Origin of the sequence: Lelliottia jeotgali, from assembly GCF_016771845.1 — a bacterium.
GTDB lineage: Bacteria > Pseudomonadota > Gammaproteobacteria > Enterobacterales > Enterobacteriaceae > Enterobacter > Enterobacter jeotgali.
The window spans coordinates 398,512-423,680 of sequence record NZ_JAENMQ010000003.1 but is presented as its reverse complement, the minus strand read 5'-3'; the positions used below and the strand labels follow the sequence as shown (position 1 = coordinate 423,680).

The 25,169-nt window shown below is 55.7% G+C and carries 23 protein-coding genes; 8 read left to right on the top strand and 15 right to left on the bottom strand.

Features of this window, described 5'->3' with window-relative positions; all coding sequences use genetic code 11:
- Positions 1 to 267 precede the first annotated feature (267 nt).
- Together JBO43_RS10795 and JBO43_RS10790 are read left to right on the top strand one after the other, a co-directional pair.
- On the top strand, positions 268 to 975 hold the full coding sequence (locus JBO43_RS10795) for a response regulator transcription factor (RefSeq protein ID WP_095281397.1): 708 nt from the start codon (positions 268 to 270) through the stop codon (positions 973 to 975).
- Positions 959 to 2,431 (top strand): sensor histidine kinase, encoded by a 1,473-nt coding sequence (locus JBO43_RS10790; protein ID WP_202674283.1) that lies wholly within the window; start codon positions 959 to 961, stop codon positions 2,429 to 2,431. Before JBO43_RS10795 ends, JBO43_RS10790 begins: the two co-directional genes overlap by 17 nt.
- Before the next feature lie 169 nt (positions 2,432 to 2,600).
- Here JBO43_RS10790 and artJ read toward each other — a convergent pair whose 3' ends face one another.
- From artJ to JBO43_RS10760, 6 genes are all read right to left on the bottom strand, one after another.
- Positions 2,601 to 3,332, bottom strand: a complete 732-nt coding sequence (artJ, locus tag JBO43_RS10785; RefSeq protein WP_202674282.1) for an arginine ABC transporter substrate-binding protein ArtJ — start codon at positions 3,330 to 3,332, stop codon at positions 2,601 to 2,603.
- A 171-nt stretch (positions 3,333 to 3,503) separates the two neighbouring features.
- Positions 3,504 to 4,172, bottom strand: coding sequence for an arginine ABC transporter permease ArtM (gene artM, locus JBO43_RS10780; protein WP_095281400.1), 669 nt, complete (start codon positions 4,170 to 4,172; stop codon positions 3,504 to 3,506).
- Positions 4,172 to 4,888, bottom strand: coding sequence for an arginine ABC transporter permease ArtQ (artQ, locus tag JBO43_RS10775; RefSeq protein WP_103948728.1), 717 nt, complete (start codon positions 4,886 to 4,888; stop codon positions 4,172 to 4,174). Before artQ ends, artM begins: the two co-directional genes overlap by 1 nt.
- Positions 4,889 to 4,894: 6 nt before the next feature.
- The gene (gene artI, locus JBO43_RS10770; protein ID WP_095281402.1) at positions 4,895 to 5,626 is read right to left on the bottom strand and encodes an arginine ABC transporter substrate-binding protein ArtI; all 732 of its coding nucleotides are present in this window, start codon (positions 5,624 to 5,626) and stop codon (positions 4,895 to 4,897) included.
- Positions 5,627 to 5,645: 19 nt separating this feature from the next.
- Positions 5,646 to 6,374 (bottom strand): arginine ABC transporter ATP-binding protein ArtP, encoded by a 729-nt coding sequence (artP, locus tag JBO43_RS10765; RefSeq protein WP_095281403.1) that lies wholly within the window; start codon positions 6,372 to 6,374, stop codon positions 5,646 to 5,648.
- 217 nt (positions 6,375 to 6,591) lie between these two features.
- Entirely contained in the window at positions 6,592 to 7,110 is a 519-nt protein-coding gene (locus JBO43_RS10760; RefSeq protein ID WP_095281404.1) for a lipoprotein, read from the bottom strand.
- A 107-nt stretch (positions 7,111 to 7,217) separates the two neighbouring features.
- On the opposite strand from JBO43_RS10760, the gene JBO43_RS10755 reads away from it, so the two are divergent.
- Together JBO43_RS10755 and JBO43_RS10750 are read left to right on the top strand one after the other, a co-directional pair.
- Positions 7,218 to 7,541, top strand: a complete 324-nt coding sequence (locus JBO43_RS10755) for a heavy metal-binding domain-containing protein (RefSeq protein WP_012016782.1) — start codon at positions 7,218 to 7,220, stop codon at positions 7,539 to 7,541.
- Positions 7,538 to 8,365, top strand: coding sequence for an N-acetylmuramoyl-L-alanine amidase (locus tag JBO43_RS10750; protein WP_202674281.1), 828 nt, complete (start codon positions 7,538 to 7,540; stop codon positions 8,363 to 8,365). Before JBO43_RS10755 ends, JBO43_RS10750 begins: the two co-directional genes overlap by 4 nt.
- On the opposite strand, the gene JBO43_RS10745 is transcribed toward JBO43_RS10750, so the two are convergent.
- From JBO43_RS10745 to poxB, 4 genes are all read right to left on the bottom strand, one after another.
- The gene (locus tag JBO43_RS10745; protein ID WP_095284225.1) at positions 8,366 to 9,379 is read right to left on the bottom strand and encodes a 3-beta-hydroxysteroid dehydrogenase; all 1,014 of its coding nucleotides are present in this window, start codon (positions 9,377 to 9,379) and stop codon (positions 8,366 to 8,368) included.
- A gap of 92 nt (positions 9,380 to 9,471) precedes the next feature.
- Positions 9,472 to 10,908, bottom strand: coding sequence for an SDR family oxidoreductase (locus tag JBO43_RS10740; protein WP_202674280.1), 1,437 nt, complete (start codon positions 10,906 to 10,908; stop codon positions 9,472 to 9,474).
- Between the two features lie 10 nt (positions 10,909 to 10,918).
- A complete protein-coding gene (ltaE, locus tag JBO43_RS10735; RefSeq protein ID WP_202674279.1) occupies positions 10,919 to 11,920 on the bottom strand; it encodes a low-specificity L-threonine aldolase in 1,002 nt (333 codons plus the stop codon).
- Positions 11,921 to 11,957: 37 nt separating this feature from the next.
- Positions 11,958 to 13,676: a ubiquinone-dependent pyruvate dehydrogenase gene (poxB, locus tag JBO43_RS10730; protein ID WP_103946898.1), complete on the bottom strand. Its 1,719-nt coding sequence runs from the start codon at positions 13,674 to 13,676 to the stop codon at positions 11,958 to 11,960.
- A 153-nt stretch (positions 13,677 to 13,829) separates the two neighbouring features.
- Here poxB and JBO43_RS10725 point away from each other — a divergent pair, with 153 nt between their 5' ends.
- Positions 13,830 to 14,264 carry a DoxX family protein gene (locus JBO43_RS10725; protein WP_095281409.1) on the top strand — a complete coding sequence of 145 codons (435 nt, stop codon included), beginning with the start codon at positions 13,830 to 13,832 and terminating at the stop codon, positions 14,262 to 14,264.
- 104 nt (positions 14,265 to 14,368) lie between these two features.
- Here the strand turns inward: JBO43_RS10725 and hcr are convergent, their stop codons facing one another.
- From hcr to aqpZ, 4 genes are all read right to left on the bottom strand, one after another.
- Positions 14,369 to 15,337: an NADH oxidoreductase gene (hcr, locus tag JBO43_RS10720; RefSeq protein ID WP_202674278.1), complete on the bottom strand. Its 969-nt coding sequence runs from the start codon at positions 15,335 to 15,337 to the stop codon at positions 14,369 to 14,371.
- Between the two features lie 10 nt (positions 15,338 to 15,347).
- Positions 15,348 to 17,000 carry a hydroxylamine reductase gene (gene hcp / locus JBO43_RS10715; RefSeq protein ID WP_202674277.1) on the bottom strand — a complete coding sequence of 551 codons (1,653 nt, stop codon included), beginning with the start codon at positions 16,998 to 17,000 and terminating at the stop codon, positions 15,348 to 15,350.
- A 143-nt stretch (positions 17,001 to 17,143) separates the two neighbouring features.
- Positions 17,144 to 18,043: a LysO family transporter gene (locus JBO43_RS10710; protein WP_095281412.1), complete on the bottom strand. Its 900-nt coding sequence runs from the start codon at positions 18,041 to 18,043 to the stop codon at positions 17,144 to 17,146.
- Positions 18,044 to 18,231: 188 nt separating this feature from the next.
- Positions 18,232 to 18,933, bottom strand: a complete 702-nt coding sequence (gene aqpZ / locus JBO43_RS10705; RefSeq protein ID WP_331251890.1) for an aquaporin Z — start codon at positions 18,931 to 18,933, stop codon at positions 18,232 to 18,234.
- A 364-nt stretch (positions 18,934 to 19,297) separates the two neighbouring features.
- On the opposite strand from aqpZ, the gene JBO43_RS10700 reads away from it, so the two are divergent.
- A complete protein-coding gene (locus JBO43_RS10700; RefSeq protein WP_095281414.1) occupies positions 19,298 to 20,956 on the top strand; it encodes an ATP-dependent endonuclease in 1,659 nt (552 codons plus the stop codon).
- On the opposite strand, the gene JBO43_RS10695 is transcribed toward JBO43_RS10700, so the two are convergent.
- Positions 20,953 to 21,909 carry a VirK/YbjX family protein gene (locus JBO43_RS10695; RefSeq protein WP_202674275.1) on the bottom strand — a complete coding sequence of 319 codons (957 nt, stop codon included), beginning with the start codon at positions 21,907 to 21,909 and terminating at the stop codon, positions 20,953 to 20,955. The two genes, JBO43_RS10700 and JBO43_RS10695, sit on opposite strands and share 4 nt — an antisense overlap.
- A gap of 160 nt (positions 21,910 to 22,069) precedes the next feature.
- Here JBO43_RS10695 and macA point away from each other — a divergent pair, with 160 nt between their 5' ends.
- Positions 22,070 to 23,185, top strand: coding sequence for a macrolide transporter subunit MacA (macA, locus tag JBO43_RS10690; protein WP_202674274.1), 1,116 nt, complete (start codon positions 22,070 to 22,072; stop codon positions 23,183 to 23,185).
- The gene (gene macB / locus JBO43_RS10685; RefSeq protein WP_095281416.1) at positions 23,182 to 25,122 is read left to right on the top strand and encodes a macrolide ABC transporter ATP-binding protein/permease MacB; all 1,941 of its coding nucleotides are present in this window, start codon (positions 23,182 to 23,184) and stop codon (positions 25,120 to 25,122) included. The genes macA and macB overlap by 4 nt, the downstream gene beginning before the upstream one ends.
- The last annotated feature ends 47 nt before the right edge of the window (positions 25,123 to 25,169 follow it).

The window sequence follows — 25,169 nt, the reverse complement described above, 5'->3', positions numbered from 1 at the left end:
GTACGTAATGACATGGTATCTCTCGCATCCCAGGGCATAAGCGACTCCAAAAACGGGTTCGTATGCCTTAGTTGTAAGTGTCTACCATGTCCCCGAACAAGTGTTCATGATGTCCCCGGACCGCACAGTGGGAGAGGGCCGGGGTGAGGGCATCAGACCGCAAATACCCGACACAACCCCCCCGCACAATCTTCAACAAAATGTGAACTCTTTCGCCGCCCAAAATCAGGTAAGCTTTAACTATTGAATGTGAATAAAGGCTGACTGATGAAGCACATTTTGCTGGTGGAAGACGATAACGATATCGCCGCGCTGCTGCGTCTAAATTTAGAAGATGAGGGCTACACGATCACGCATGAGGTGGACGGTGCGAAAGCCCTGCAGTTGCTCGATCAAACGCACTGGGATGCGGTGATCCTCGATCTGATGCTGCCGAACGTCGACGGACTGGAGATTTGCCGTCGCATCCGCCAGCTCACCCGCTATCTGCCGATCATCATCATCAGCGCCCGCAGCAGTGAAACTGACCGCATCACCGGCCTCGAAACGGGTGCCGATGATTATCTGGCAAAACCTTTTTCTGTGCAGGAGCTGATTGCGCGTATCAAAGCCCTGTTTCGTCGTCAGCAGGCGATGGGACAGGCGCAGACCAGCGGGGCTATTTCTGCTCATGGTCTGACGCTCGATCCGCTCTCGCGCAATGTCCGTTTGCACGGCAAAGAGGTGGATCTCACCCCGCGTGAATTCGAGTTACTCTGGTTTTTTGCCCGCCATCCGGGCGAAGTATTCTCCCGTCTGGCGCTGCTGGAACAGGTCTGGGGCTATCAGCACGAAGGCTACGAGCACACCGTTAATACGCACATCAACCGCCTGCGAATCAAAATCGAAAAAGATGCCGCCGAGCCGGAAATTATTCGCACCGTCTGGGGTAAAGGTTACAAATTTGCGGAGCTGAACCATGATGCGACGTCTTAGCCTGAGCCAGCGTCTGACGCTGCTGTTTATCCTGCTGCTGATCCTCTGTGCCAGCGTCGCCTGCGCGGTACAGCTTTATACCAGCATGCAGTACGGCAACGCGATGGTGCAGCGGCTTTCCAGCGGGCTGGCGCAGCAGATTGTCCAGCGCGAGCCGGTGCTCGACGCGCAGGGGCAGGTCGATCGCAGCCGTCTGAAACCGCTGTTTGACCGGTTGATGACCTTTAACCCCAGCGTTGAGCTGTACGTTGTTTCACCCGACGGCGATCTGCTGGCGGATGCCGCGCCGCCGGGGCATATCCAGCGGCAAAAAATCTCGATGGTGCCGCTGCAAACCTTTCTCAGCGGCACCAGTTGGCCAGTGTACGGCGATGATCCCAGGAGCCTCGATAAACAGAAAGTCTTCAGCGTGACGCCGCTACGCCAGGGCGGGGAGCTACGCGGTTATTTGTATATCATCCTGCAGGGCGAAGAGTTTAACTCGCTGGCAGAGATGGCGTGGCACAAGGCGCTTTGGAGCACGGCGATGTGGTCCTTACTGCTGGTGGCGAGCTTCGCCCTGCTGGCGGGACTGCTGGTCTGGTACTGGGTGACGCGACCGGTGAAACGGCTAACGGCGGAGGTTTCCGGGCTGGAACAGGACAGTATCAGCGCGATCAAGCAACTGGCGGCACAAACGCCCGAACCCGGATCACGGGACGAAGTCACTCAGTTGCGCAATACCTTTATTGAACTGGCGCGCCAGATTACGTCTCAGTGGGACAAACTGGCCGACAGCGACCGCCAGCGCCGGGAATTTATCGCCAATATCTCTCACGATTTGCGCACGCCGCTGACATCGTTACTGGGCTATCTCGAAACTCTGTCGCTGAAGTCATCTACTCTGACTACCGAAGAGCATCAGCAATATCTGGCGACCGCGCTGCGGCAGGGACAAAAAGTGCGTCATCTTTCGCAGCAACTCTTTGAGCTGGCCCGGCTGGAGCACGGTGGCATCAAACCGCAGCGCGAGCGTTTTGCGATGGCGGAGCTGATCTCTGACGTGGCGCAGAAATTTGAGCTGACCGCGCAGACGCGCCAGCTTCGGTTGCATATCGACGTGCCGGGACGGTTACCGTTGGTATTTGCTGATGTGTCGATGATCGAGCGAGTGGTGACGAATCTGCTGGATAACGCAGTGCGCCATACGCCATCGGGGGGGGATATTCGGCTGTCGGTGTGGCAGGAAAATGAGCAGTTACAGGTTGAAGTCACCGACAGCGGGCCGGGGATTGCGGCGTCATTGCGTGATGAACTGTTCCAGCGGCCTTCCGCGCTGAGCCAGCAGGCGTCTCGGGAAAATCGCGGTGGGCTGGGGCTGCTGATTGTGAAACGAATGCTGGAATTGCACGGAGGCGGGATATCTTTGCAGGATTTTAAACCGGGGGCGAAGTTCAGGTTCTACGTTCCGCTCTAAGAGATGTCGGGTGGCGGCTGCGCCTTACCCGACCTACAAAAACCTCAATTCCGGTTTATGTGCCGTTGTATGAAATGCCGGGTGGCGCTTACGCTTACCCGGCCTACAATAACCCCCGATCCCGTAGGCCGGGTAAGGCGTAGCCGCCACCCGGCAAAAACTCGCACAATTATTGAGGGAACCACTGGTCGCTAATTTTCTGATACGTCCCGTCGGTTTTAATCGCTTTCAGCGCGCCGTTCAGTTTTTCCAGCAGCGCTTTGTTATCCGGACGAACCGCAATACCCAGACCCGTTCCGAAGTACTGCGCGTCAGTCACTTTCTCAGTCGCAGTCCCCAGCTGTGGGTTGGTTTTCAGCCATTCGTTCACCACCGCAGTATCACCAAACACGCCATCGATACGGCCATTTTTCAGGTCGATGATTGCGTTCTGGTAGCTGTCATAGGCCACAGTTTTTACTTCAGGATGTTTATCCTGCAGGTATTTCTGGTGCGTGGTGCCGTTTTCCATGCCGATGCGTTTGTCTTTCAGCTGATCAAAGGAGGTGTACGCGCCTTTTTTGGCAATCACCACCGCAGAGTTGGCGTAGTACGGGTCGGTAAAGGAGACCTGCTTGCTACGCTCTGGCGTGATGTCCATACCGGAAATCACCGCGTCGTATTTTTTGAATTTCAGAGACGGGATCAGGCTGTCAAACGCGTGGTTGGTGAAGGTGCAGTCGGCCTGCATCTGCTTACACAGCGCTTTGGCGAGGTCGATATCGAAACCGACGATCTGGTTGCTGGCATCCAGCGACTCAAACGGCGGATATGTTGCAGATACGCCGAAGTTGATTTTGTCTGCTGCCGATGCGCCAGCGGCGAAGGTTGCCAGTAATGCAGCCAGAACTAACTTTTTCATTTTAATGCTCCCGTCTGTCAATCTTGTCATTATGCGCCGTGTCTCCGGCATGGACGTACAATGCCAGTTAATGAATTTGTATGCAATAAATATGATTAAGTATTTTTGTTTGAATAAAAAAAACGGGCAGTCGTTAGACTTACCCGTTTTAATGATGCAGTGATTATGCAGTTAGTTTCTACGCTCAAAGGCCAGCGCTTTGCTTTCGATAACACGCATCAGCAGCGTCAGCAGGCCGTTCACGACCAGATAAACCAGGCCGGCAGCGCCAAAGACCATCACATCATAGGTGCGTCCGTACAGCAGTTGGCCGTGACCCATGACTTCCATCAGTGTGATGGTGTAGGCCAGTGAGGTACTTTTAAACACCAGCACCACTTCGTTGGAATACGACGAAAGCGCGCGTTTAAAGGCATACGGCAGCAGGATTGCCAGCGTGTCTTTCTTGCTCATGCCCAGCGCACCGCAGGACTGCCATTGCCCTTCCGGAATGGCGCGGATCGCACCATAAAACAGCTGAGTGGTATAGGCGGCGCTGTTCAGCGACAGCGCAATCAGTGCGCACAGCCAGGGTTCAGACAGCAGATGCCAGATGACCGGATAGTTCTGCAGCGACGGGAACTGGCCCGGACCGTAGTAAATCAGGAAGATCTGCACCAGCAGCGGCGTGCCGGTAAACAGGGTGATATAGGCGCGAACAATCCACACCAGTACCGGCGTTTTCAGCGTCAGAACAATGGTGAAAAAAAGCGCCAGAATGAGAGCCACCACGATGGACGCCACGGTCAGCGTCAGGCTGGTATGTAGCCCTTTCATCAGCTCCGGTAAGTATTCAAGCATCAGCCTGGTCTCCGTTCAAAACGCGTTGCGCGCAAATCAATACGTTTAAGAACGTACTGGCTCAGCAACGTGATCACCAGGTAGATAGCCGCCGCAACGATATACCAGGTAAAAGGCTCCTGGGTGCGGGTGGCGATGCTTTTGGTTTGCAGCATTAAATCGTTGACGCTAATCAGGCTGACCAGCGCAGTATCTTTCAGCAGCACCAGCCACTGATTACCCAGCCCCGGCAGGGCATGACGCCACATCTGCGGCATCACCAGACGGAAGAAGATCGCTGCTTTAGATAACCCCAGCGCCTGGCCGGATTCCCACTGACCGACGGGCACCGCTTTCAGCGCGCCGCGCAGCGTCTGGGACGCATAGGCGGAATAGAGCAGGGAGAGGGCGATTACACCGCACAGGAACGGGCTGACGTCGAAGTTCTCAATCTGCATTTGCACCGGAATCTGCGCAAAGCCGAGATTAATCGTGAAGCCGTCCGATAGCATCAGCAGCAGCTGTGAGGAACCGAAATAGATAAACAGGACCACCAGGATTTCCGGCAGCCCACGCAGAACGGTCACCAGCGCCGAGCCTGTCCATGCGATGGGACGCCATTTGGCTGACTCCCACACCGCAAAGATCATCGCCAGCACCAGGCCGATTATGAGTGCACAAACGGCAAGGCCGACGGTCATCCCGGCGGCGCTTGCTAATGGAAAAAGTTCGTTCATCAGCTCTTACTTCTGGAACCATTTGGAATAGATGGTCTGGTAAGTACCGTCTTTTTTCACTTTATCCAGCGCAGTATTGAGTTTCTGCTGCAGGTCGGTGTTGCCCTGACGAACCGCGATACCCAGACCGGTGCCGAAGTAATCTTTGTCTGTCACTTTATCGCCGATAGCGGCCAGTTTCGGTTCCGCTTTCAGCCACTCGGTCACCACGGCAGTGTCACCGAACACCGCATCAATACGACCATTCTGCATATCCAGCTTGGCGTTCATGTAGCTGTCGTAAGGCACAACAGTGATTTCCGGGTGCTTATCGGTAATGAATTTCTGGTGCGTGGAGCCGTTCTGCATCCCAACTTTTTTGCCTTTCAGCGCGGCGATATCGGCAATTTTGCCTTTCTGGCCGACGAACAGGGCCGAGTTTTCATAGTACGGCTGGGTGAACAGCACCTGCTTTTCACGCTCAGGAGTGATGTCCATTCCGGAAATCACCGCGTCAAAACGACGGAACTTCAGGCTTGGGATCAGGCTGTCGAACGCCTGGTTGGTGAAAGTGCAGGTGGCGTCGATCTCTTTGCAGAGTGCGTTCGCCAAATCCACGTCGAAGCCCACAATCTTATTGCTGGCGTCCATGGATTCAAACGGAGGGTAAGACGCTTCCATGGCAAAACGAATCGTCTGTGCTGCGGTAGCGGAAAGGCTGACGCTGGCAAGCAGCGCGGCTATCAGTACTTTTTTCATTGTCATTTTCCCTAACACATCAGTGAGATAAATAGTTTTTAAAGGCGTCGGTTTGCGGGGCGGCAAAGCAGCTCGCATCACCTTGTTCAACAATATGACCGTTTTCCATGTACACCACGCGGCTGGCGGTTTTACGCGCCACTTCCACTTCATGGGTGACGATCACCTGTGTGATATTGGTTTCGGCCAGTTCGCGGATAATGCTGACGATCTGGGCGGTAATCTCAGGGTCCAGCGCGGCGGTTGGCTCATCGAACAGCAGAACCTGCGGTTCCATCATCAGCGCGCGGGCAATGGCGACACGCTGCTGCTGGCCACCTGAAAGGTGCAGCGGATAGCGATCGCTGTACGGTTTTAAGCGCAGACGTTCAAGCAGTTTTTCGGCACGCGCCAGCGCCTGATCTTTGCTTAAACCCAGCACGCGGCAGGGCGCTTCAATCAGGTTTTGCTGCACGGTCAGATGCGGCCAGAGATTATATTGCTGAAACACCATGCCGACGTTCTGACGCAAATCGCGAATCGCTTTATCAGAAGGGGCTTTGGCGAAATCGAAATGATTCCCGGCGATTTCAAGCTGGCCGGAACGTGGCATTTCAAGCAGATTGAGGACGCGCAGCAGTGAGCTTTTGCCTGCACCGCTTGGGCCAAGCAAAACCAGCGTTTCGCCCTCAGGGCAGTTCAGCGTGATGTCGAACAGCGCCTGGTGTGCGCCGTAAAAGCAGTTAATGCCGTTTAGTTGAATACTCATCGGGGCAGTCTTTACTCATCCAGGCAATCTATAGCAATTGAAGCCGCAGATAGTACCGTTGACAGAATAGTTATGCAATATTTATGCGTTAAAAGTTAAATATAAACCGTATCCATGTATAAACATAGCACAAAATCTCGTGCGGTCTTGGGGCCGAGAATAAATGTCGGCATTCCTCACGAAATGCCGCACATTTTACGGGGGAAACTTTTCTGAACTAACGATTCTCAATCGACTGACGCAGCGTACCGGCAGGGGCATGGACGCTGCCGCCAAGATAGCGAACGTCGTCGATAGCCCAGCACTGGCCCTCACGGATCATCAGCACTTCATCCTGCCAGCTCTGGCTGCCCTGGGTCAGTTTGACCCGCAGCGGAATATTGCGTGCGTCGGTGTTCGGGATGGTGGAGGCGCTGGAGACCTCGGCGCTGTCTGGCGGCGTGGTACGGCTGGAGAACGGATCGGATTTAAGCAGCGTATTGTGCTGCGGATCGCGTGAAGCGTCGTTCAGCAGCTTCGCCAGATTGTCACTCAGGTACGGGCGCAGGGCCGTGAGATCGCTGCTCTTGTGTGAAATACGGTAATCATAGAACTGTTGCGCGACGGCATCAGGGCCGCCGTCAATGCACGGACCGCTGCGTGTCCCGATGTCCTTAAAAGCAGGCGTCACCGTGGTGGTGCAGGCGCTGAGCAGCAGCGCGCACGGCACTAAAAGCGTCAAAGCAGAATAGCGCATGTTGATTTCCTTAATGATTAACTATCCTTTCAATAATAGCGTAACGAACCGATAATGCTGTTCAACCGTTACGCTAAGGCATTGAACGCTAAAGAGGGAGATAAATTATGCAATTTTCCACAACCCCGACGCTGGAAGGACAACCGATTGTTGAGTATTGCGGCGTCGTGACCGGTGAAGCGATTCTTGGTGCGAATATTTTCCGCGACTTTTTCGCCGGTATTCGCGACATCGTCGGTGGGCGTTCGGGTGCCTATGAGAAAGAGCTGCGCAAAGCGCGCGAAATCGCCTTTAAAGAGCTGGGCGAGCAGGCTAAAGCGCTGGGCGCAGATGCGGTCGTTGGCATTGATATCGACTACGAAACGGTCGGGAAAGACGCCAGTATGCTGATGGTGAGCGTCAGCGGCACCGCGGTGAAAACGCGCCGATGAAACGCGTATTATCGACACTCCTGCTGGCGCTATTGCTGGCAGGCTGCGCAGAAAAAGGGATTGTCGATAAAGGTGCCTATGAGCTGGATACTCGCCATCAGGCGCAGGCGGCGTATCCGCGCATCAAAGTGCTGGTGATCCACTACACTGCCGATGATTTTGACAGCTCGCTGGCGACGCTCACGGATAAAAATGTCAGCTCGCACTATCTCATTCCGGCCAAACCCCCTGAGCCTTCCGGCAAACCGCGCATCTGGCAGCTGGTGCCGGAGAAAGATTTAGCCTGGCATGCGGGGATCAGTTTCTGGCGCGGAACCAATCGTATCAACGATACCTCGATCGGCATTGAGCTGGAAAACCGTGGCTGGCAAAAATCGAACGGTGAGAAAACCTTTACGCCATTTGAACCGGCGCAAATTGCGGCGCTGATCCCACTTGCCAAAGACATTATCGCCCGCTACGACATCAAACCGGAAAACGTGGTCGCCCACTCGGATATCGCCCCGCAGCGCAAAGACGATCCCGGCCCGCTGTTCCCGTGGAAAATGCTGGCCCAGCAGGGCGTCGGTGCGTGGCCCGACCCCGCTCGCGTGACCTTTTATCTCAACGGAAAGTCGAAGTATGAGCCGGTAGATACGACAACACTGCTCGATCTACTGACGCGTTACGGCTATGAAGTGCCGGAATACAGCACTGCCGCGCAGCAAAAACGGGTGATTATGGTCTTCCAGATGCACTACCGTCCCGAGCTCTGGAACGGTATTGCCGATGCTGAAACGCTGGCGATTGCCGAAGCGTTACTGGAGAAGTACGGGCAGGGGTGATCAGCGGTGCAGTTTGCCGTGATCGCGCAGCCACGCCGCCGTGCGCACGATCCCTTCGTCGAGGGTGACGATCGGCTGATAGCCTAACTCGGTCTCGGCACGCGTGGTGTCCAGCGTAAAATCAAAGTTCAGCTTTGAGACGCCGTAGTGCGTCAGGGCCGGTTCTTTCGCCGATTTGTTGCCAAAGCGTTCCATGCTGCGGGCGATCATGTCTAGCATAGGGTACGGCACAGAACGGATGCGGCAGTGAATATTCAGCTCATCGATCAGGCGCTGGACGATACTGCGCAACGTTTGCGGTTCGCCGTTGGTGATGTTGTAGGCGCGACCGGAGACCAGGTGATCGCACTCGGTCTGGCTGGCGAGCCACATCGCGTGAACCGCATTTTCGTAATAGGTCATATCCACCAGCGCATCGCCGCCGCGCGGCAACAGCACGCTGCCGTAGTGGTGCATCATCTGCGCCAGACGCGGGATAAACACCTTGTCGTGCGGACCAAACAGACTCTGCGGACGCAGAACGGTGAAACGGGTGTGCGGGTTAGACTGCGCGAGCAGATCGATCACCTCTTCGCTGGCGGCTTTGCTGCGTGCAAACTCGCAGGCGAAACGCGCCGGGCGGAAATCTTCCTGGATATCGCGATGGTGGTGATAGTCAAAATAGAGCGACGGGGAGGAGATATGCACGAAGTTGCGCACGCCCCAGGCCACGGCCCATTCGCCGAGACGGCGGGTGGCGCGCACATTGGCGAGATCAAACGCTTGCTGAGTGCCCCACGGAGAAGTAAAGCTGGAGCAGTGCCACAGTGTATCGATACCGGCGAGCATGGCTTTGGCTTGCGAAGAAACCAGCTCCGTCAGATCGGCGTGGATAAATTCCGCGCCCATTTTTTGCAGGAGTTTACCCATCGCTTCGTTACGACCGGTGGCTCTGACGCTGATGCCTTTCTGACGCAAAAACTCGACCGCATTTCGACCTAAGCCGCTGGTGGCGCCGGTAACCAGTACCTTCATATCAATCCACTGTGTTGAAAAGAATTTCGTGCGCATTCTTCCGTGAATTACGTCATGTTGCAATGGGAAAGGTGAAAGAATCAGAGGATTAATCAGACTTTTTCCGTCATTCCTTCTGCAAGATGCGCAATACGCTTTGCCATACCCCGGAAGATGAACAGATGCGCCGGGATCATAAATAGCCAGTAGAACAGCCCTGGCATTCCGTGTGGGTGCCACCAGGCGCGAACATCCAGCTCGCGATGATCGCCTTTGTCCTTCAACGTAAAGCATAGCCGACCGAGGCCTGGCGCTTTCATTCCGAACAGCAACGCCAGCTGTTTTTCCGGCTCGACGATAATCACCTTCCAGCTGTCGACGTTATCACCCGTCTGCAAATAGGGATGGGCAGGGCGGCCTTTGGCCAGCTTATGCCCGACCAGCAGATCCATCATCCCACGCGTCGTCCAGAGAATATTGCCGAAGAAATAGCGCTCTTTGCCGCCGATCTGGTTGATGACTTCCCACAGCGCGGCGAGGCTGGCGGTGGTTTTTACCGTACAACCAGCCTGTTTTGGATAGTAGCCATACTCTGGTCGCCAGCGGGCAAAGGCCTGAGCGTCATACCCCCAGTCGCTGGAGTTGGCCAGTTTTTCTTCTTCCTTAAGCGTATCGCGTACAGCGTCGTCGAAGCGGATCAGAACCTGCGGAATCAGTGCCCGCAGCTCGCGGTCGTCGGCCAGCAGATCGTGTTTCAGCCCCTGGATCAGCGCCTTGGCGGTGGTCGGTGGAACCGAAGTGATCACATTCAAAAACCACACCGAAATCCAGCTGGTGGGGAAGGGAATGGGTACCAGCCAGCGACGGCGGCCGCTGACGGTCATAAAGTGCTCGAATTGTTCCTGATAGCTCAGGACTTCCGGCCCGGCGGCTTCCAGCACCCGGTGGTTTTCTGTCGGATGATTCAGCAGCTCGACCAGATAGTGCAGCAGGTTTTCCAGCGCAATCGGCGTGGTGCGCGAGCGTACCCAGCGCGGTGGCGTGAGCACCGGCAGGTTATAAACCATATCGCGCATCACTTCGAAGGCCGCAGAACCGGCACCGACGATAATGCCTGCCCGCAGTTCCGTCACCGGAATCCCCGCGCTGCGCAGCATTTCGCCCGTCAACTGACGGGCGCGCAGATGGTCGGACTGTTCGTTTTCCGGAGCCTGAAGCGAACTCAGGAAAATGACCTGCTTCAGCGGCGTCTGGAGCAGCGCATCGCGCACGTTCAGCGCCACCTGGCGTTCATGAGCGATAAAGTCGCCGCCTTCGCCCATGCTGTGTACCAGATAATAAAGCGTATCGACGCCCTCCAGCAGGGCGGGCAGCGCCTTTGGCCAGTTAAGATCGACCGTATGGCAGGTGACGTTAGGCAGGTTAAGTTTTTCCAGGCGTTCCACATTACGTGCCGCTGCCAGCACCTGATGTCCGTGCTGGCTGAGCGCCGTCGTCAGATGTTGACCGATATACCCACTGGCGCCGAGCACCAGAATTCGTTGCGACACGTCGTGCTCCTTAACGCTGTAAAAAGGCCTGCCAGTGTTTCACCACTTCCGCCAGCTGTTCGCGGCTCACGTCGAGATGCATCACCAGACGCACAATCGGTGAGGCATTCATCAGCACGCCGCGTGCTTTCATAAATTCGCCCAGCGCTGCCGCATTTTCTTCGCCGACGCGCACAAACAGCATATTGGTGTCGTGGCGCATCACGTCCACGCCAATCTCGCGCAGCTGCGTCGCCATCCAGGCGGCGTTGTCGTGATCGTCTTTTAGGCGGGCGACATTATTTTTCAGAGCGTACAGTCCGGCTGCCGCCAGAATCCCGGCCTGACGCATTCCGCCGCCGGTCATTTTACGCCAGCGGTTGGCGCGCTTGATGTACTCCGCATTCCCGACCAGCAGCGAGCCAACCGGCGTTCCCAGCCCTTTCGACAGGCAGATGGTGAACGAGTCGCAATATTGGGTGATCTCTCTCAGCTCGCAGCCATATTCCACCACGGCGTTAAAGATGCGCGCGCCGTCGACGTGCAGCCCGAGTTTGCGCTCGCGGGTGAACTCCCACGCGTCTTTCAGATACTCACGCGGCAGCACTTTGCCATTGTGGGTATTTTCCAGACTCAGCAGTTTGGTGCGAGCAAAGTGAATATCGTCGGCTTTGATTTTGGCCGCCACTTTATCCAGCGGAAGGGAGCCGTCAGCGGCGGCGTCGATAGGCTGCGGCTGAATACTGCCGAGCACTGCCGCACCACCGGCTTCGTACAGATAATTATGTGCGCCCTGGCCGACGATGTACTCTTCGCCGCGCTCGCAGTGGCTGAGCAATGCCACTAGATTGGCCTGCGTGCCAGTCGGCAGGAACAGCGCCGCCTCTTTGCCGCTTAATTCGGCGGCGTAGCGCTGAAGTTCATTGACGGTAGGATCGTCTCCGTAAACGTCATCCCCGACCGGGGCGGCCATCATCTCTTCGAGCATGGCGCGACTCGGACGGGTAACGGTATCACTGCGTAAATCAATCATGGCATTTCCCTATTATTTAAAGGCAATGCCGACTGTTTTACCTGAGCCAGTTGGTTTTTGCCAGTTCGATAACCTCGTCGCCGCGCCCGCTGATAATGGCGCGCAACATATACAGGCTAAAGCCTTTGGCCTGCTCCAGTTTGATCTGCGGCGGGATAGCCAGTTCTTCTTTGGCGACCACCACGTCCACCAACACCGGGCCGTCGATAGAGAAAGCGCGTTGCAGCGCTTCGTCGACGTCCGCCGCTTTTTCCACGCGGATACCAGTAATGCCGCAGGCTTCGGCGATCTTCGCAAAATTGGTGTCGTGCAGTTCGGTGCCGTCCGTAAGGTATCCCCCGGCTTTCATCTCCATCGCCACAAAACCTAACACGCTGTTATTAAACACCACGATTTTCAGCGGAAGCTTCATCTGCACCACCGAGAGGAAATCGCCCATCAGCATACTGAACCCGCCGTCACCGCACATCGCGACGACCTGTCTTCCAGGTGCAGTGGCTTGCGCACCCAGCGCCTGCGGCATGGCGTTGGCCATCGAGCCGTGGTTGAACGAGCCAATCAGGCGGCGTTTGCCGTTCATTTTCAGATAGCGTGCCGCCCAGACGGTGGGCGTCCCGACATCGCAGGTGAAAATGGCGTCGTCAGAGGCGAAATGACTAATCTGTTGGGCGAGGTACTGCGGGTGAATGGCTTTCTCGCTCGGTTTCGCGAGATCGTCCAGCCCTTTGCGTGCGTCACGATAGTCGCTGAGCGCCTTGTCGAGGAACTTGCGATCGGTTTTCTCCTCCAGATGCGGGAGTAGCGCGGCAAGCGTCGATTTGATATCCCCGATCAGCGCCATGTCGACTTTACTGTGCGCGCCGATGCTGCCGGGATTAATGTCGATCTGAATGATTTTGGCATCACTTGGGTAGAATGCACGATAGGGGAACTGGGTGCCGAGTAGCACCAGGGTGTCGGCGTTCATCATGGTGTGGAACCCGGATGAGAAACCAATCAGGCCGGTCATCCCGACATCGTAAGGGTTATCGTATTCCACATGCTCTTTACCGCGCAGGGCGTGAACAATCGGCGCTTTAATTTTTCCGGCAAATTCCACTAACTCTTTATGCGCCCCCGCACAGCCGCTGCCGCACAGCAGGGCAATATTGCTGGAGTAGCGCAGGAGTTGCGCCAGTTTTTTCAGCTCCTCTTCCGCCGGTGTGACGACCGGCTGCGGCGCGTGATACCAGTGGGTACTTGCGCCCTCCGGTGCGGCTTTGAGCGCCACGTCACCCGGCAGCACCACCACCGACACGCCGCGATTAAGGATCGCTTTACGCATGGCGATGGCCATCACCTGCGGGATCTGCTCCGGCGTGGAGACCAGTTCGCAATAGTGGCTACATTCACGGAACAGCTCCTGCGGATGCGTCTCCTGAAAATAGCCGCTGCCGATTTCGCTCGACGGAATATGCGCCGCAATCGCCAGCACCGGAACGTGGTTGCGATGGCAGTCGAACAGACCGTTAATCAGATGCAGGTTTCCCGGCCCGCACGAGCCAGCGCACACCGCCAGTTCGCCCGTCAGCTGCGCTTCAGCACCTGCGGCAAAGGCCGCCACCTCTTCGTGACGGGTCGGCATCCAGTCAATGGTGCCCATTCGGTTGAGGCTGTCGCTTAAACCGTTCAGAGAATCGCCGGTGACGCCCCAGATGCGTTTAACGCCAGCCTGTTCCAGGGTTTTTGCCACGTAAGCCGCTACGGTCTGTTTCATGGTTGTCCATCTCCGTTTTTGTGATAACGCTTACAAGCTTAGAAGAAACTGGCGGTTATGCCTGAATAATCCCCCTGATAAATAGTGACTTTCTTTGTGCAACAATTCGACATATTCTGATTGAACCTCGGGTGAAAACAGGAATCATTTCAAATGGTTAAATCATTGTTAATTGCTGTTAATAAAACGCTAACTCACGACGATTTCGGCAAGCTGTTATTACGTCTGGCGGTCGGCGGACTGATGCTGTTTCACGGTTTGCACAAGCTGTTTGGCGGTGTGGGATTTATCAGCGGGATGCTGGTGGAGAAAGGGTTACCGGGGTTTATCGCCTATGGCGTGCTGATTGGTGAGGTGGTGGCGCCGATTCTGATCGTGCTGGGGATCCTCACGCGTCCGGCGGCGCTGGTGCTGGCGTTTACCATGATTGTGGCGTGGCTGATGGTGGGAACCGGCAAAACCTTCGCGCTGGATGCGGTTGGGGCCTGGGCGATTGAAAGCCTGGTCTATTTCTTCATCGGTGCTCTGGCCGTGGCATTTATGGGGGCAGGGCGGTATGCGCTGGCGCGGGACCCGGCCTGGCGTTAAGAATAAAAAAATGCCCGGTGGCGCTGACGCTTACCGGGCCTACAGGTTTGTGCGATACCGTAGGCCGGGCAAACGTAGTGCCGCCCGGCGCAGTTCGCAAAGAGTTATGCCAGAACCAAATCACCCTGCGGATGGCATGAACATGCCAGCACGTAACCCTCGGCAATTTCCGCGTCCGTCAGCGTCATGGTGCTGCTGACAGAATACTCGCCGGAAACCACTTTCGTTTTACAGCAACCGCACACGCCCGCGCGACAGGCCGCCACTACCGGAACCTTATTGCTTTCCAGGGCTTCCAGCAGCGTGGTGCCGACACGTCCGAAGAAGGTCTGCGCAGGCTGCAGTTTGGTGAATTTCACCCCGCTGGTTGCCGCTTCTGCCACTGGCGTAAAGAACTGCTCTTTAAAGAAGCGGGTCACGCCGAGCCCTTTCACCTCTTTCTCCACGATTTCCATATACGGCGCGGGGCCGCAGGTCATCACGGTGCGCGACGCAATATCCGGCACGCTTTGCAGCAGTTCGCGGCTTAGGCGTCCCGCCACAAAACCGTGGGTGGCGTTGTTTTCTGCCACCAGAGTGACCGGATAATGGCGCCACTCGTCGGCAAAAATGACATCTTCCGGCGAACGAACGCTGAAGATTACCTGTACGTCAGCCTGCGGGCGGTTCTTCGCCAGCCAGCGACGCATCGTCATCACCGGCGTCACGCCGCAACCTGCCGCCAGCATCAGGAATTTATCGTCGGCTTTGTCGTCGCAAACAAAATCCCCCTGCGCGTCGGAGAGCCACAGATAATCCCCGCGCTTCACCTCGTTGGTCAGCCACTGAGAGCCCGCACCGTCATCGATCCGCCGCACGGTGAGCGTGATGTATTCACTCACGCCCGGCGTTGAGGAGAGGGTGTAGGCGCGCAAGGTGTCCGCTGAATTGCGGACACTGACCAGCGCATACTGACCGGCGCGATACGGGTAAAAATCATGGCACAGCAGCGACAGCGTCCACACATCCGGCGTCTCCTGATGGATGTGATGAACCTGCATCCGCCATGGGCATTGTGAGGTTGGCATCGTCATGAAAAACTCCTTACGCGCTCAGCAGTTGCTGCATGTCTTCTTCTACGGTGGTCACGGAACGCAGACCAAATTTCTCGTTCAACACTGCCAGCAGATCCGGGGTCAGGAAGCCTGGCGCCGTCGGGCCGGTGACAATGTTGGTCACGCCGAGTGACAGCAGCGTCAGCAGGATCACGATTGCTTTCTGCTCGAACCATGAAAGCACCAGCGACAGCGGCAGATCGTTCACGCCGCAGCCCAGTTTCTCGGCAAGCGTCACAGCCAGAATGATCGCCGAGTAGGCATCGTTACATTGACCAGCATCGATCAGGCGCGGCAGGCCTTCGATATCGCCGAAGTCCAGTTTATTGAAGCGGTATTTGCCGCACGCCAGAGTCAGGATCAGGCAGTCCTGTGGAACGCTGGTCGCAAAGTCAGTGAAGTAGTTACGTTCTCCGCGCGCGCCGTCGCAGCCGCCGACCAGGAAGATGTGGCGCAGCTTTTCACGGCTCACCAGGTCGATCAGGGAATCCGCTGCACCGAGCAGGGTTTCGCGGCCAAAGCCGACGGTAATCAGGTGTTCGATTTCGCTGAACGGGAAGCCTGCCATCTGCTGTGCCTGGGCAATAATCGGCGCAAAATCATCGCCTTCAAGGTGGCTCACGCCCGGCCAACCGACGATGCTGCGGGTCCAGATACGATCGTCATACGCGCCCACGGTCGGATCGATGATGCAGTTTGAGGTCATCACAATAGGGCCAGGGAAGCGGGCGAACTCGACCTGCTGGTTCTGCCAACCGCTGCCGTAGTTCCCGACCAGATGTTTGAATTTACGCAACTCCGGATAGCCGTGGGCAGGCAGCATTTCGCCGTGAGTGTAGACGTTTACGCCCGTGCCTTCGGTCTGTTGCAACAGATTATAGAGATCTTTCAGATCGTGACCGGAAATCAGAATGCATTTCCCGGCAGTGGCTTTAACGTTGACCTGCGTAGGCGTCGGATGGCCGTAGGTGCTGGTTTCGCCCGCATCCAGAATGCTCATCACTTTGAAGTTCATCTGGCCGATTTCCATGGAACACTCCAGCAGAGCGTTCATATCGGAAGGCCAGGTGCCGAGCCACGCCATGATTTTGTGGTACTGGGCGTAGATATCGTTGTCGTACTGACCGAGAACGTGGGCGTGTTCCATATAGGCCGCCGCACCTTTAAGGCCGTACAGGCACAGCAGGCGCAGGCCGAGAATGTTTTCGCCGATTGCTGCTTTATCTTTGTTCGGGGTGAATTCCGCGGCCTGACGCTGCAGTTCGCCCAGATCGTCGCTCACCAGTTGCAGACTGGCCATTGGGTTATCCACGGTCGCGTTCGCGTCGGCTTTCAGGCTTTGTGCTTTCAGCGCTTCGCGCAGGGCGATAGCTTCGCGGGCGTAACCGACGATGCGCGGTGAATCGAAGTTGACGTTAGTCAGCGTCGAGAAAAATGCGCGCGGGGCGAAGTTGTCAATGTAGTGATCGACAATGCCGTATTCGCGCGCTTTTGCCGCCCAGGCGGACAGGCCTTGCAGGGCGGCAATCAGCAGATCTTGCAGGTCAGACGTTTCGGCGGTTTTCCCGCACATGCCCTGCGCGTAGGAGCAGCCGTTGCCGGCTGGGGTACGGATGGTTTGTTCACATTGCACACAAAACATAATGACACCTGTTAAAGTTATATTTGATATACATGTTTAAGGTTATGCTTGTGGATGCGCAGAGAAAAGGCCTTTCTGCTACAAAGTAAAGGGAGATTGATTTAACGCAATTTTGGCGGCAGAGACCTACCGCCAGAGAGGTATTACGCGGAGAACAGCGCCATCAGGATTGGCACCAGCAGGCTCAGGATAAAACCGTGTACGATGGCGGCAGGGACCAGTTCCAGACCGCCTGAGCGTTGCAAAACGGGCAGGGTAAAGTCCATCGACGTTGCGCCGCACAGGCCGAGCGCCGTGGAGCGACTTTTGCGCACCAGGCCAGGAATTAACATGATGGCGATAAGCTCGCGACCCAGATCGTTAAAGAACGCTGCGCTGCCGATCACCGGGCCGAACGATTCGGTCATTAAAATACCAGACAGAGAATACCAGCCAAAACCGGAGGCCATTGCCAACCCGGTTTTGAGCGGCAGATCGAGAATAAAGGCGTTAATGACGCCGCCAATGAGCGAACTGCCGACGACAACTACCGCGACGATCATACCGCGGCGATTTAAAACAATTTGCTTAAGCGTCATCCCATTGTTACGTAATTGGATACCAATCAGGAATAACAGGAAGATCAGGGTATATTCACTGGCTTCAGTGGCGTGCTGTAAAAAGGCTAAACCGGTCAGGCCCAGCAAAAAGCCGAGTACCACCACGCCGCATAATTTTAATGACTCCAGCGCCATTGCAATTCGTGAAGGTAATTTTTCCTGCTGGTGGTGATTTTTCCACGGCAGTGAGCGCTCAAGCCAAAATAGCGCAGCAATATTGCACAGCAGAATAACCACAATAGTCACAACAGAATAATGAAGGATAGAGAGTAAATTGGCGGCCAGGTTATCCAGGAAGGCGAGGCTTATTCCCATGAAAAACAGGATCACGTAAACAATCCAGCTCAGAAAGCGATTAATGAGTTTTAATGCCGACGCATGACGAAGGGGAATAAGGTAGCCCACTACCAGCGGCAGTAGAATGATTAAGAGTCCTGAAAACATGAACAGCCGGGTCCTTTTTTGAATGTCCGAATCGCGCGTGTGACACTACCCAATTCCGGCTGCGCAGTCAAAGAGACAATCGGTGCGGCCTGATGCCCTCACCCCGGCCCTCTCCCATAGGCAGAGGGAGAAAACATAAAAAACGGCGACCGAAGTCGCCGTTTTGCATTTACCTTGCGCACAATCTATCAGTCGCGTTTTTCCAGCAGCGTACGGTACAGCAGGCCGCCGAGGATACCGCCAACAATCGGCATCACCCAGAACAACCACAGCTGTTGCAGTGCCCAGCCACCCTGGAAGATCGCCACTGCGGTGCTACGTGCAGGGTTTACAGAAGTATTGGTCACCGGAATGCTGATCAGGTGAATCAGGGTCAGTGCCAGGCCGATAGCAATCGGTGCAAAACCGGCTGGAGCGTGTTTATCTGTTGCACCGTGAATCACCAGCAGGAAGCCAGCGGTCAGGACAATTTCAATCACAATCGCCGACAGCATAGAGAAACCGCCCGGCGAATGTTCGCCATAGCCGTTAGAAGCAAAGCCGCTTACTGCTGCGTCGAAGCCTGCTTTACCGCTGGCCACCACGTACAGAACCGCTGCTGCAATAATGCCGCCAACAACCTGCGCAATAATATAGCCAATCACATCTTTCGCCGGGAAACGACCGCCTGCCCACAGACCTAATGTGACCGCCGGGTTAAAGTGGCCGCCGGAAATATGGCCCACGGCAAAGGCCATAGTTAATACGGTTAAGCCAAAAGCTAAGGCCACGCCCGCGAAACCAATACCTAATTCCGGGAATGCTGCTGCCAGAACGGCGCTACCACAACCACCAAACACCAGCCAGAATGTGCCGAAGCACTCCGCTGCTAATTTTCTAAACATAACCACCTCGTTAATTTCCGCGCGCGGTCCTGCGCACGGGCTACTAAATCGCCTAAAGGGGACGACTCAAAGAGCCATTATTTTAAAAACCAACAACACCCCTTCGCCAGTTAAATAAATCTAATTAATTTGATTTATGGCAATGTGATGTTAATCCTTGTTCGGACTGGGCAGAAATAAAGCATAGCCCAATTCAGGATGAGTAGTATCTTATGCTGATTAATATGTTTCAAACGAAAGCCGTGGAGCAAATTCTGATTTTTACCCTCTGCCACATAATAATGGGGAAATGTTAAGGTGTCGTGTCACACCACTGCCCGCTATACTGCTGATAACTTGAAGGAAAAAGTGAGCATTTCACGGGGGATTTATGTTTCTCGAACGTGTGGAGATCGTCGGGTTTCGCGGTATTAACCGTTTATCGTTAATGCTGGAGCAGAACAACGTGCTGATCGGGGAAAACGCCTGGGGTAAATCCAGCCTTCTGGATGCGTTAACCCTGTTGCTTTCACCGGAAGCAGACCTTTACAGCTTCGTTCGGGAGGACTTTTGGTTTCCGCCGGGCGATATTCAAGGGCGCGAGCACCATCTGCATATCGTTCTGACCTTTCGTGAGCTGGAGCCAGGTCGTCATCGCGTGCGGCGCTATCGACCGCTCTCACCCTGCTGGACGGCCTCCGATGATGGTTATCAGCGTATTTTTTACCGTCTTGAAGGCGAGCTGGCAGAAGACGACAGCGTTCTGACCCTGCGCGGATTTATGGATGCCCGTGGGCAATTGATTCCCCTTGAGGATATTGATGCGCTGGCCGGGCATCTGGTGCGCCTGATGCCGGTTTTACGCCTGCGTGATGCGCGCTTTATGCGTCGAATCCGCAACGGTTCGGTTCCCAATCTTCCGGCGGTAGAAGTCACCGCCCGCGAGCTGGATTTTTTAGCCCGCGAACTGGTGGCACGCCCGCAGAATCTGACGGATGGACAGATTCGCCAGGGGCTTTCAGCGATGGTGCAATTGCTGGAGCACTACTTTTCCGAACAGGGTATTTCGCAAACGCACAACCGCCTGATGCGACGTCGCTCGCACGATGAACAACGCAGCTGGCGCTATCTCGATATCATCAACCGCATGATCGACAAACCCGGCGGACGGGCGCATCGGGTGATCCTGCTGGGTTTGTTCTCCACGCTATTGCAGGCGAAAGGCGCAGTGCGTCTGGATCGCGATGCGCGCCCGCTGCTGCTGGTGGAAGACCCGGAAACGCGGCTGCACCCGATCATGCTCTCAGTGGCGTGGCACCTTCTAAATCTGCTGCCGCTTCAGCGCATTACTACCACCAATTCGGGCGAGCTGCTTTCACTGACGCCGGTTGAACATGTCTGTCGCCTGGTGCGTGAATCGTCGCGCGTTACCGCATTTCGTCTGGGGCCGGGGGGATTAAGCCCCGAAGATGGTCGCCGGATTGCGTTTCACATTCGCTTTAACCGCGCGTCGTCGCTGTTTGCCCGCTGCTGGTTACTGGTCGAGGGCGAAACAGAAACCTGGGTAATCAACGAACTGGCACGTCAGTGTGGCCACCATTTCGACGCGGAAGGGATCAAAGTTATTGAGTTTGCTCAGTCGGGATTAAAACCGCTGATCAAGTTTGCCCGCCGAATGGGCATCGAATGGCATGTACTGGTTGACGGTGACGAGGCCGGGAAAAAATACGCCAGTACCGTGCGCGGCTTGCTGAACAACAATCGGGAAGAGGAGCGCGAGCATCTCACGGAATTACCGGCGATGGACATGGAACACTTTATGTATCGCCAGGGGTTCGGGGATGTGTTTCATCGCGTGGCGATGATTTCGCCGGATGTGCCGATGAATATGCGCCGCGTGATTGCCAAAGCTATTCACCGTTCATCGAAACCGGACCTGGCGATTGAAGTGGCGGCGGAAGCGGGAAGAAGGGGCGTTGAATCGGTACCTACGTTACTGCGCAAAATGTTCTCCCGCGTGCTGTGGCTGGCACGCGGGAAAGCCGATTAATTGCGGGCAGCCTGTTTGACCTGATCGATCAGGTTGTCCAGCAGTTCGTAACGACGGCGATATTCGGAGCGCTTTTTGCTCGCGATCTCTTCCATCGGTTTGCGCGCCATTTCAAGCGGCAGCTGGAAGTGGCCGTTTGCTTTCTGTTCGCCGCCGAGTGAAAGCCAGAAACTGTCGTAATCCGCCAGCAGTTTGCCCTCTTTTTTCTTGCGATAACGCCAGCTGCGATAGATGTGGGTGGCGTTGCTGACGGCCATAATCTGCTCAACCGGGAACACGGACCCCAGGGTCATTGCGGCTTCCAGCAGCAGACGTTTAGGGAACAGGCCGTGGCAGGCTTTCGTTGCGCCCTGGATCAATTCATGCGGCACAAAGGCTTTCGCCCCTTGCAGGCCGCCAATAAATAGCGTCGTTTTCCCTTCGAACGAGCAAAGGGTGAACGTCATTTCGGCCAGCACGGTGTTCTGGTGATCGCAAAAGGCCAGCGTCGCTTCCCCCTCTTTGTCGAGGAACGCATCCGCACACAGACGAACAGTAAACTGCTGCTCGTCTTTGCCGGTTAGTGTCAACAACGTGACACCTTGTTTTGATAAGTAACCGTTCATCAGCGTGGCCGGGAGAGCTTTATTCATGGTCTGGTAATGCCAGCCCAACGCTTCCAGAGTTTTTTGACGGTTCATCGAGACGGACAGCCACGGGCGGTGCAAACGGCACGGAAGCCCCGGCTGAACTTGCAACATTTGCAGTAAACGAGGCTGTTTTGCCAGGCTCGCCAGCAGACGCGCGGTGCTGAACGGGGTCGCCAGTGATCGCACCATAAATTTACGTCGATAGGAGGGGTTTTGCCACGCAAGTCCTGGCGTAAATTCGCCGGATGCAAGGTTTAGAAAAAGCCGCCAGCCGGATTTCGGCAGAGACTGCTGTGAAGACGTTATATCGACGATTGAAGACATGATCATTCCTGGCTTCCTGGACAAGATCTCTATTTCAGCAGGGGTTTAATCAACATCTCGTCAACAAACGATCGGTGAGACAAAAAACGGGGGTTTCGTTGAGGAACAGTTTAGATAGAATCAACGTTTATGATTGCCAGAACATTTATTTGGAATATTTATGAATCTCAAGGGAAAACGCAGGAAGCTGTTTTTGCTGTTGGCCGTTGTCGTGCTGGTGGGCGGTTTCTGGCTCTGGCAGGTATTGAACGCGCCTGTTCCACACTATCAGACGCTGATTGTGCGCCCTGGTGAACTGCAACAAAGCGTGCTGGCGACCGGCAAGCTCGATGCCCTGCGCAAAGTTGACGTGGGTGCGCAGGTCAGCGGTCAGTTAAAAACGCTGTCAGTTGAGATTGGCGACAAAGTGAAAAAAGGCCAGCTTCTGGGGGTGATCGATCCTGAGCAGGCGGAAAACCAGATCCGCGAAGTAGAAGCGACGCTAATGGAATTACGCGCTCAGCGCAGCCAGGCCGAAGCGGAACGCAATCTGGCAAGGGTGACGCTGGGACGTCAGCAGGCGCTGGCAAAAACGCAGGCGATTTCCCGTCAGGATTTGGATACTGCCAGTACAGAGCTTGCCGTCAAACAGGCACAGATTGGCACCATTGACGCACAAATCAAACGTAACCAGGCATCACTCGACACGGCAAAAACCAATCTCGATTACACCCGCATTGTGGCTCCGATGGCTGGAGAAGTGACGCAAATTACCACCTTGCAGGGTCAGACAGTGATCGCCGCGCAGCAGGCGCCGAACATTCTGACGCTGGCGGATATGGGCACCATGCTGGTGAAAGCCCAGGTTTCCGAGGCCGACGTTATCCACCTGAAACCGGGACAGAAAGCCTGGTTTACCGTGCTAGGCGATCCGAATACCCGCTATGAAGGCGTCCTGAAAGATATCCTGCCGACGCCGGAGAAGGTCAACGATGCGATTTTCTATTACGCCCGTTTTGAAGTGCCCAATCCTAAAGGTGTGCTGCGTCTGGATATGACCGCGCAGGTTCACATCCAGCTAACGGGTGTGAAAGATGTGCTCACCGTACCGCTGGCCGCACTGGGCGAACCGGTGGGTAACAATCGCTACAAGGTGAAAGTGCTGCGCAATGGCGAAACCCGCGAACGTGAGGTCGAAATTGGCGAGCGAAACGATACGGACGTGGTGATCCTTAAAGGCCTGGAAGAGGGTGATGAAGTCGTGACCAGCGAAAGCCTGCCGGGAGCGGCTCAATAATGGCGTTGCTGGAGCTGAACGATATTCGTCGTAGCTATCCTTCCGGGGACGGCGCGGTCGAGGTGCTGAAAGGCATTTCGCTGCGCGTAGAGGCCGGAGAGATGGTTGCTATCGTCGGGGCATCGGGGTCCGGGAAATCGACGCTGATGAACATTCTCGGCTGTCTGGATAAACCGACCAGCGGAACCTATCGCGTGGCGGGAACGGATATTTCGACCCTCGACAGCGATGCGCTGGCAAAACTGCGCCGTGAACATTTTGGATTTATCTTCCAGCGCTACCATCTGCTTTCACACCTGACGGCGGTGCAGAACGTGGAAGTTCCGGCAGTGTATGCCGGTGTGGAGCGTAAAAAGCGTCTTGAGCGCGCTCAGGCTCTGCTGACGCGTCTTGGCCTGGCCGATCGTGTTGATTATCAACCGTCGCAGCTTTCCGGCGGACAGCAGCAGCGCGTGAGTATTGCGCGAGCGCTGATGAACGGCGGGCAGGTGATTCTGGCCGATGAACCGACCGGAGCGCTGGACAGCCATTCTGGCGAAGAGGTGATGGCGATCCTGCATCAGCTGCGCGATCAGGGGCATACGGTGATTATCGTCACCCACGATCCGCAGGTGGCGGCGCAGGCAGAAAGGATCATCGAAATCCACGATGGCGAACTCATCAGTAATCCGCCTGCGAAGAAAAGCCATGCCGGTATACAGAAAGACATTCTGCCACCCCCGACGGGCTGGGGGCAGTTCGTCAGCGGATTCCGCGAGGCGCTGACGATGGCCTGGCTGGCGATGGTGGCAAACAAAATGCGCACGCTGCTGACCATGCTCGGCATTATTATCGGCATAGCCTCGGTGGTGTCGATTGTGGTGGTGGGCGACGCGGCTAAACAACTGGTGCTGGCGGATATCCGCGCGATTGGCACCAATACCATTGACGTCTATCCGGGCAAAGATTTTGGTGACGACGAGCCACAAAATCAGCAGGCGCTGAAATACGATGACCTGGTGGCACTGCAAAAACAGCCGTGGGTCAATTCTGCTACGCCTGCGGTGTCGCAAAACCTGCGTCTGCGCTACGGCAATATCGACGTTGCGGCCAGCGCTAACGGCGTAAGCGGCGATTATTTCAACGTCTACGGCATGACCTTCAGTGAAGGCGCAACCTTCAACGCCGAGCAGCTTGCAGGCCGGGCGCAGGTGGTGGTGCTCGACAGTAATTCGCGCAAACAGCTATTCCCCAACAAAACCAGCGTGGTCGGAGAGGTGATTCTGGTGGGCAACATGCCTGCAACGGTGATTGGCGTGGCGGAAGAGAAACAGTCGATGTTTGGCAGCAGTAAAATCCTGCGCGTCTGGCTGCCGTACACCACTATTTCCGGGCGAATCATGGGGCAGTCGTGGCTCAACTCGATCACCGTACGGGTGAAGGAAGGCTACGACAGCACCCAGGCCGAGCAGCAGATCGAACGTTTGCTCACTCTGCGTCACGGGAAGAAAGATTTCTTCACCTGGAATATGGACGGCGTCTTGAAAACGGCGGAAAAGACCACACGTACTCTTCAGATGTTCCTGACGCTGGTGGCGGTGATTTCGCTGGTGGTGGGGGGAATCGGGGTGATGAATATCATGCTGGTGTCGGTGACGGAGCGAACGCGCGAAATCGGTATCCGTATGGCGGTCGGTGCGCGGGCCAGCGATGTGCTGCAACAGTTTCTGATTGAAGCGGTACTGGTGTGTCTGGTGGGCGGTGCGTTTGGTATCACGCTGTCGATGCTGATCGCCTTTACGCTGCAGCTGTTTTTACCGGGCTGGGAAATTGGTTTCTCACCTTTCGCGCTGCTGACGGCGTTTTTATGTTCGACGGCGACGGGCGTGTTGTTTGGCTGGCTACCGGCTCGCAATGCGGCACGGCTTGACCCGGTAGACGCATTAGCCCGCGAGTAAGTGATTGGTTTTGTAAGCCCGTGCAAGCGTAGCGCCGCCGGGCAACA

Coding starts and splice junctions, on each gene's coding strand:
- JBO43_RS10760 (WP_095281404.1), bottom strand. CDS start 7,110: ATGCGCTATTCTGCTTTGACGCTTTTAGTGCCGTGCGCGCTGCTGCTC.
- JBO43_RS10755 (WP_012016782.1), top strand. CDS start 7,218: ATGCAATTTTCCACAACCCCGACGCTGGAAGGACAACCGATTGTTGAG.
- artI (WP_095281402.1), bottom strand. CDS start 5,626: ATGAAAAAAGTACTGATAGCCGCGCTGCTTGCCAGCGTCAGCCTTTCC.
- JBO43_RS10725 (WP_095281409.1), top strand. CDS start 13,830: ATGGTTAAATCATTGTTAATTGCTGTTAATAAAACGCTAACTCACGAC.
- artM (WP_095281400.1), bottom strand. CDS start 4,172: ATGCTTGAATACTTACCGGAGCTGATGAAAGGGCTACATACCAGCCTG.
- JBO43_RS10700 (WP_095281414.1), top strand. CDS start 19,298: ATGTTTCTCGAACGTGTGGAGATCGTCGGGTTTCGCGGTATTAACCGT.
- artP (WP_095281403.1), bottom strand. CDS start 6,374: ATGAGTATTCAACTAAACGGCATTAACTGCTTTTACGGCGCACACCAG.
- JBO43_RS10695 (WP_202674275.1), bottom strand. CDS start 21,909: ATGTCTTCAATCGTCGATATAACGTCTTCACAGCAGTCTCTGCCGAAA.
- hcr (WP_202674278.1), bottom strand. CDS start 15,337: ATGACGATGCCAACCTCACAATGCCCATGGCGGATGCAGGTTCATCAC.
- JBO43_RS10790 (WP_202674283.1), top strand. CDS start 959: ATGATGCGACGTCTTAGCCTGAGCCAGCGTCTGACGCTGCTGTTTATC.
- JBO43_RS10795 (WP_095281397.1), top strand. CDS start 268: ATGAAGCACATTTTGCTGGTGGAAGACGATAACGATATCGCCGCGCTG.
- macA (WP_202674274.1), top strand. CDS start 22,070: ATGAATCTCAAGGGAAAACGCAGGAAGCTGTTTTTGCTGTTGGCCGTT.
- JBO43_RS10745 (WP_095284225.1), bottom strand. CDS start 9,379: ATGAAGGTACTGGTTACCGGCGCCACCAGCGGCTTAGGTCGAAATGCG.
- artJ (WP_202674282.1), bottom strand. CDS start 3,332: ATGAAAAAGTTAGTTCTGGCTGCATTACTGGCAACCTTCGCCGCTGGC.
- poxB (WP_103946898.1), bottom strand. CDS start 13,676: ATGAAACAGACCGTAGCGGCTTACGTGGCAAAAACCCTGGAACAGGCT.
- ltaE (WP_202674279.1), bottom strand. CDS start 11,920: ATGATTGATTTACGCAGTGATACCGTTACCCGTCCGAGTCGCGCCATG.
- JBO43_RS10710 (WP_095281412.1), bottom strand. CDS start 18,043: ATGTTTTCAGGACTCTTAATCATTCTACTGCCGCTGGTAGTGGGCTAC.
- artQ (WP_103948728.1), bottom strand. CDS start 4,888: ATGAACGAACTTTTTCCATTAGCAAGCGCCGCCGGGATGACCGTCGGC.
- JBO43_RS10750 (WP_202674281.1), top strand. CDS start 7,538: ATGAAACGCGTATTATCGACACTCCTGCTGGCGCTATTGCTGGCAGGC.
- hcp (WP_202674277.1), bottom strand. CDS start 17,000: ATGTTTTGTGTGCAATGTGAACAAACCATCCGTACCCCAGCCGGCAAC.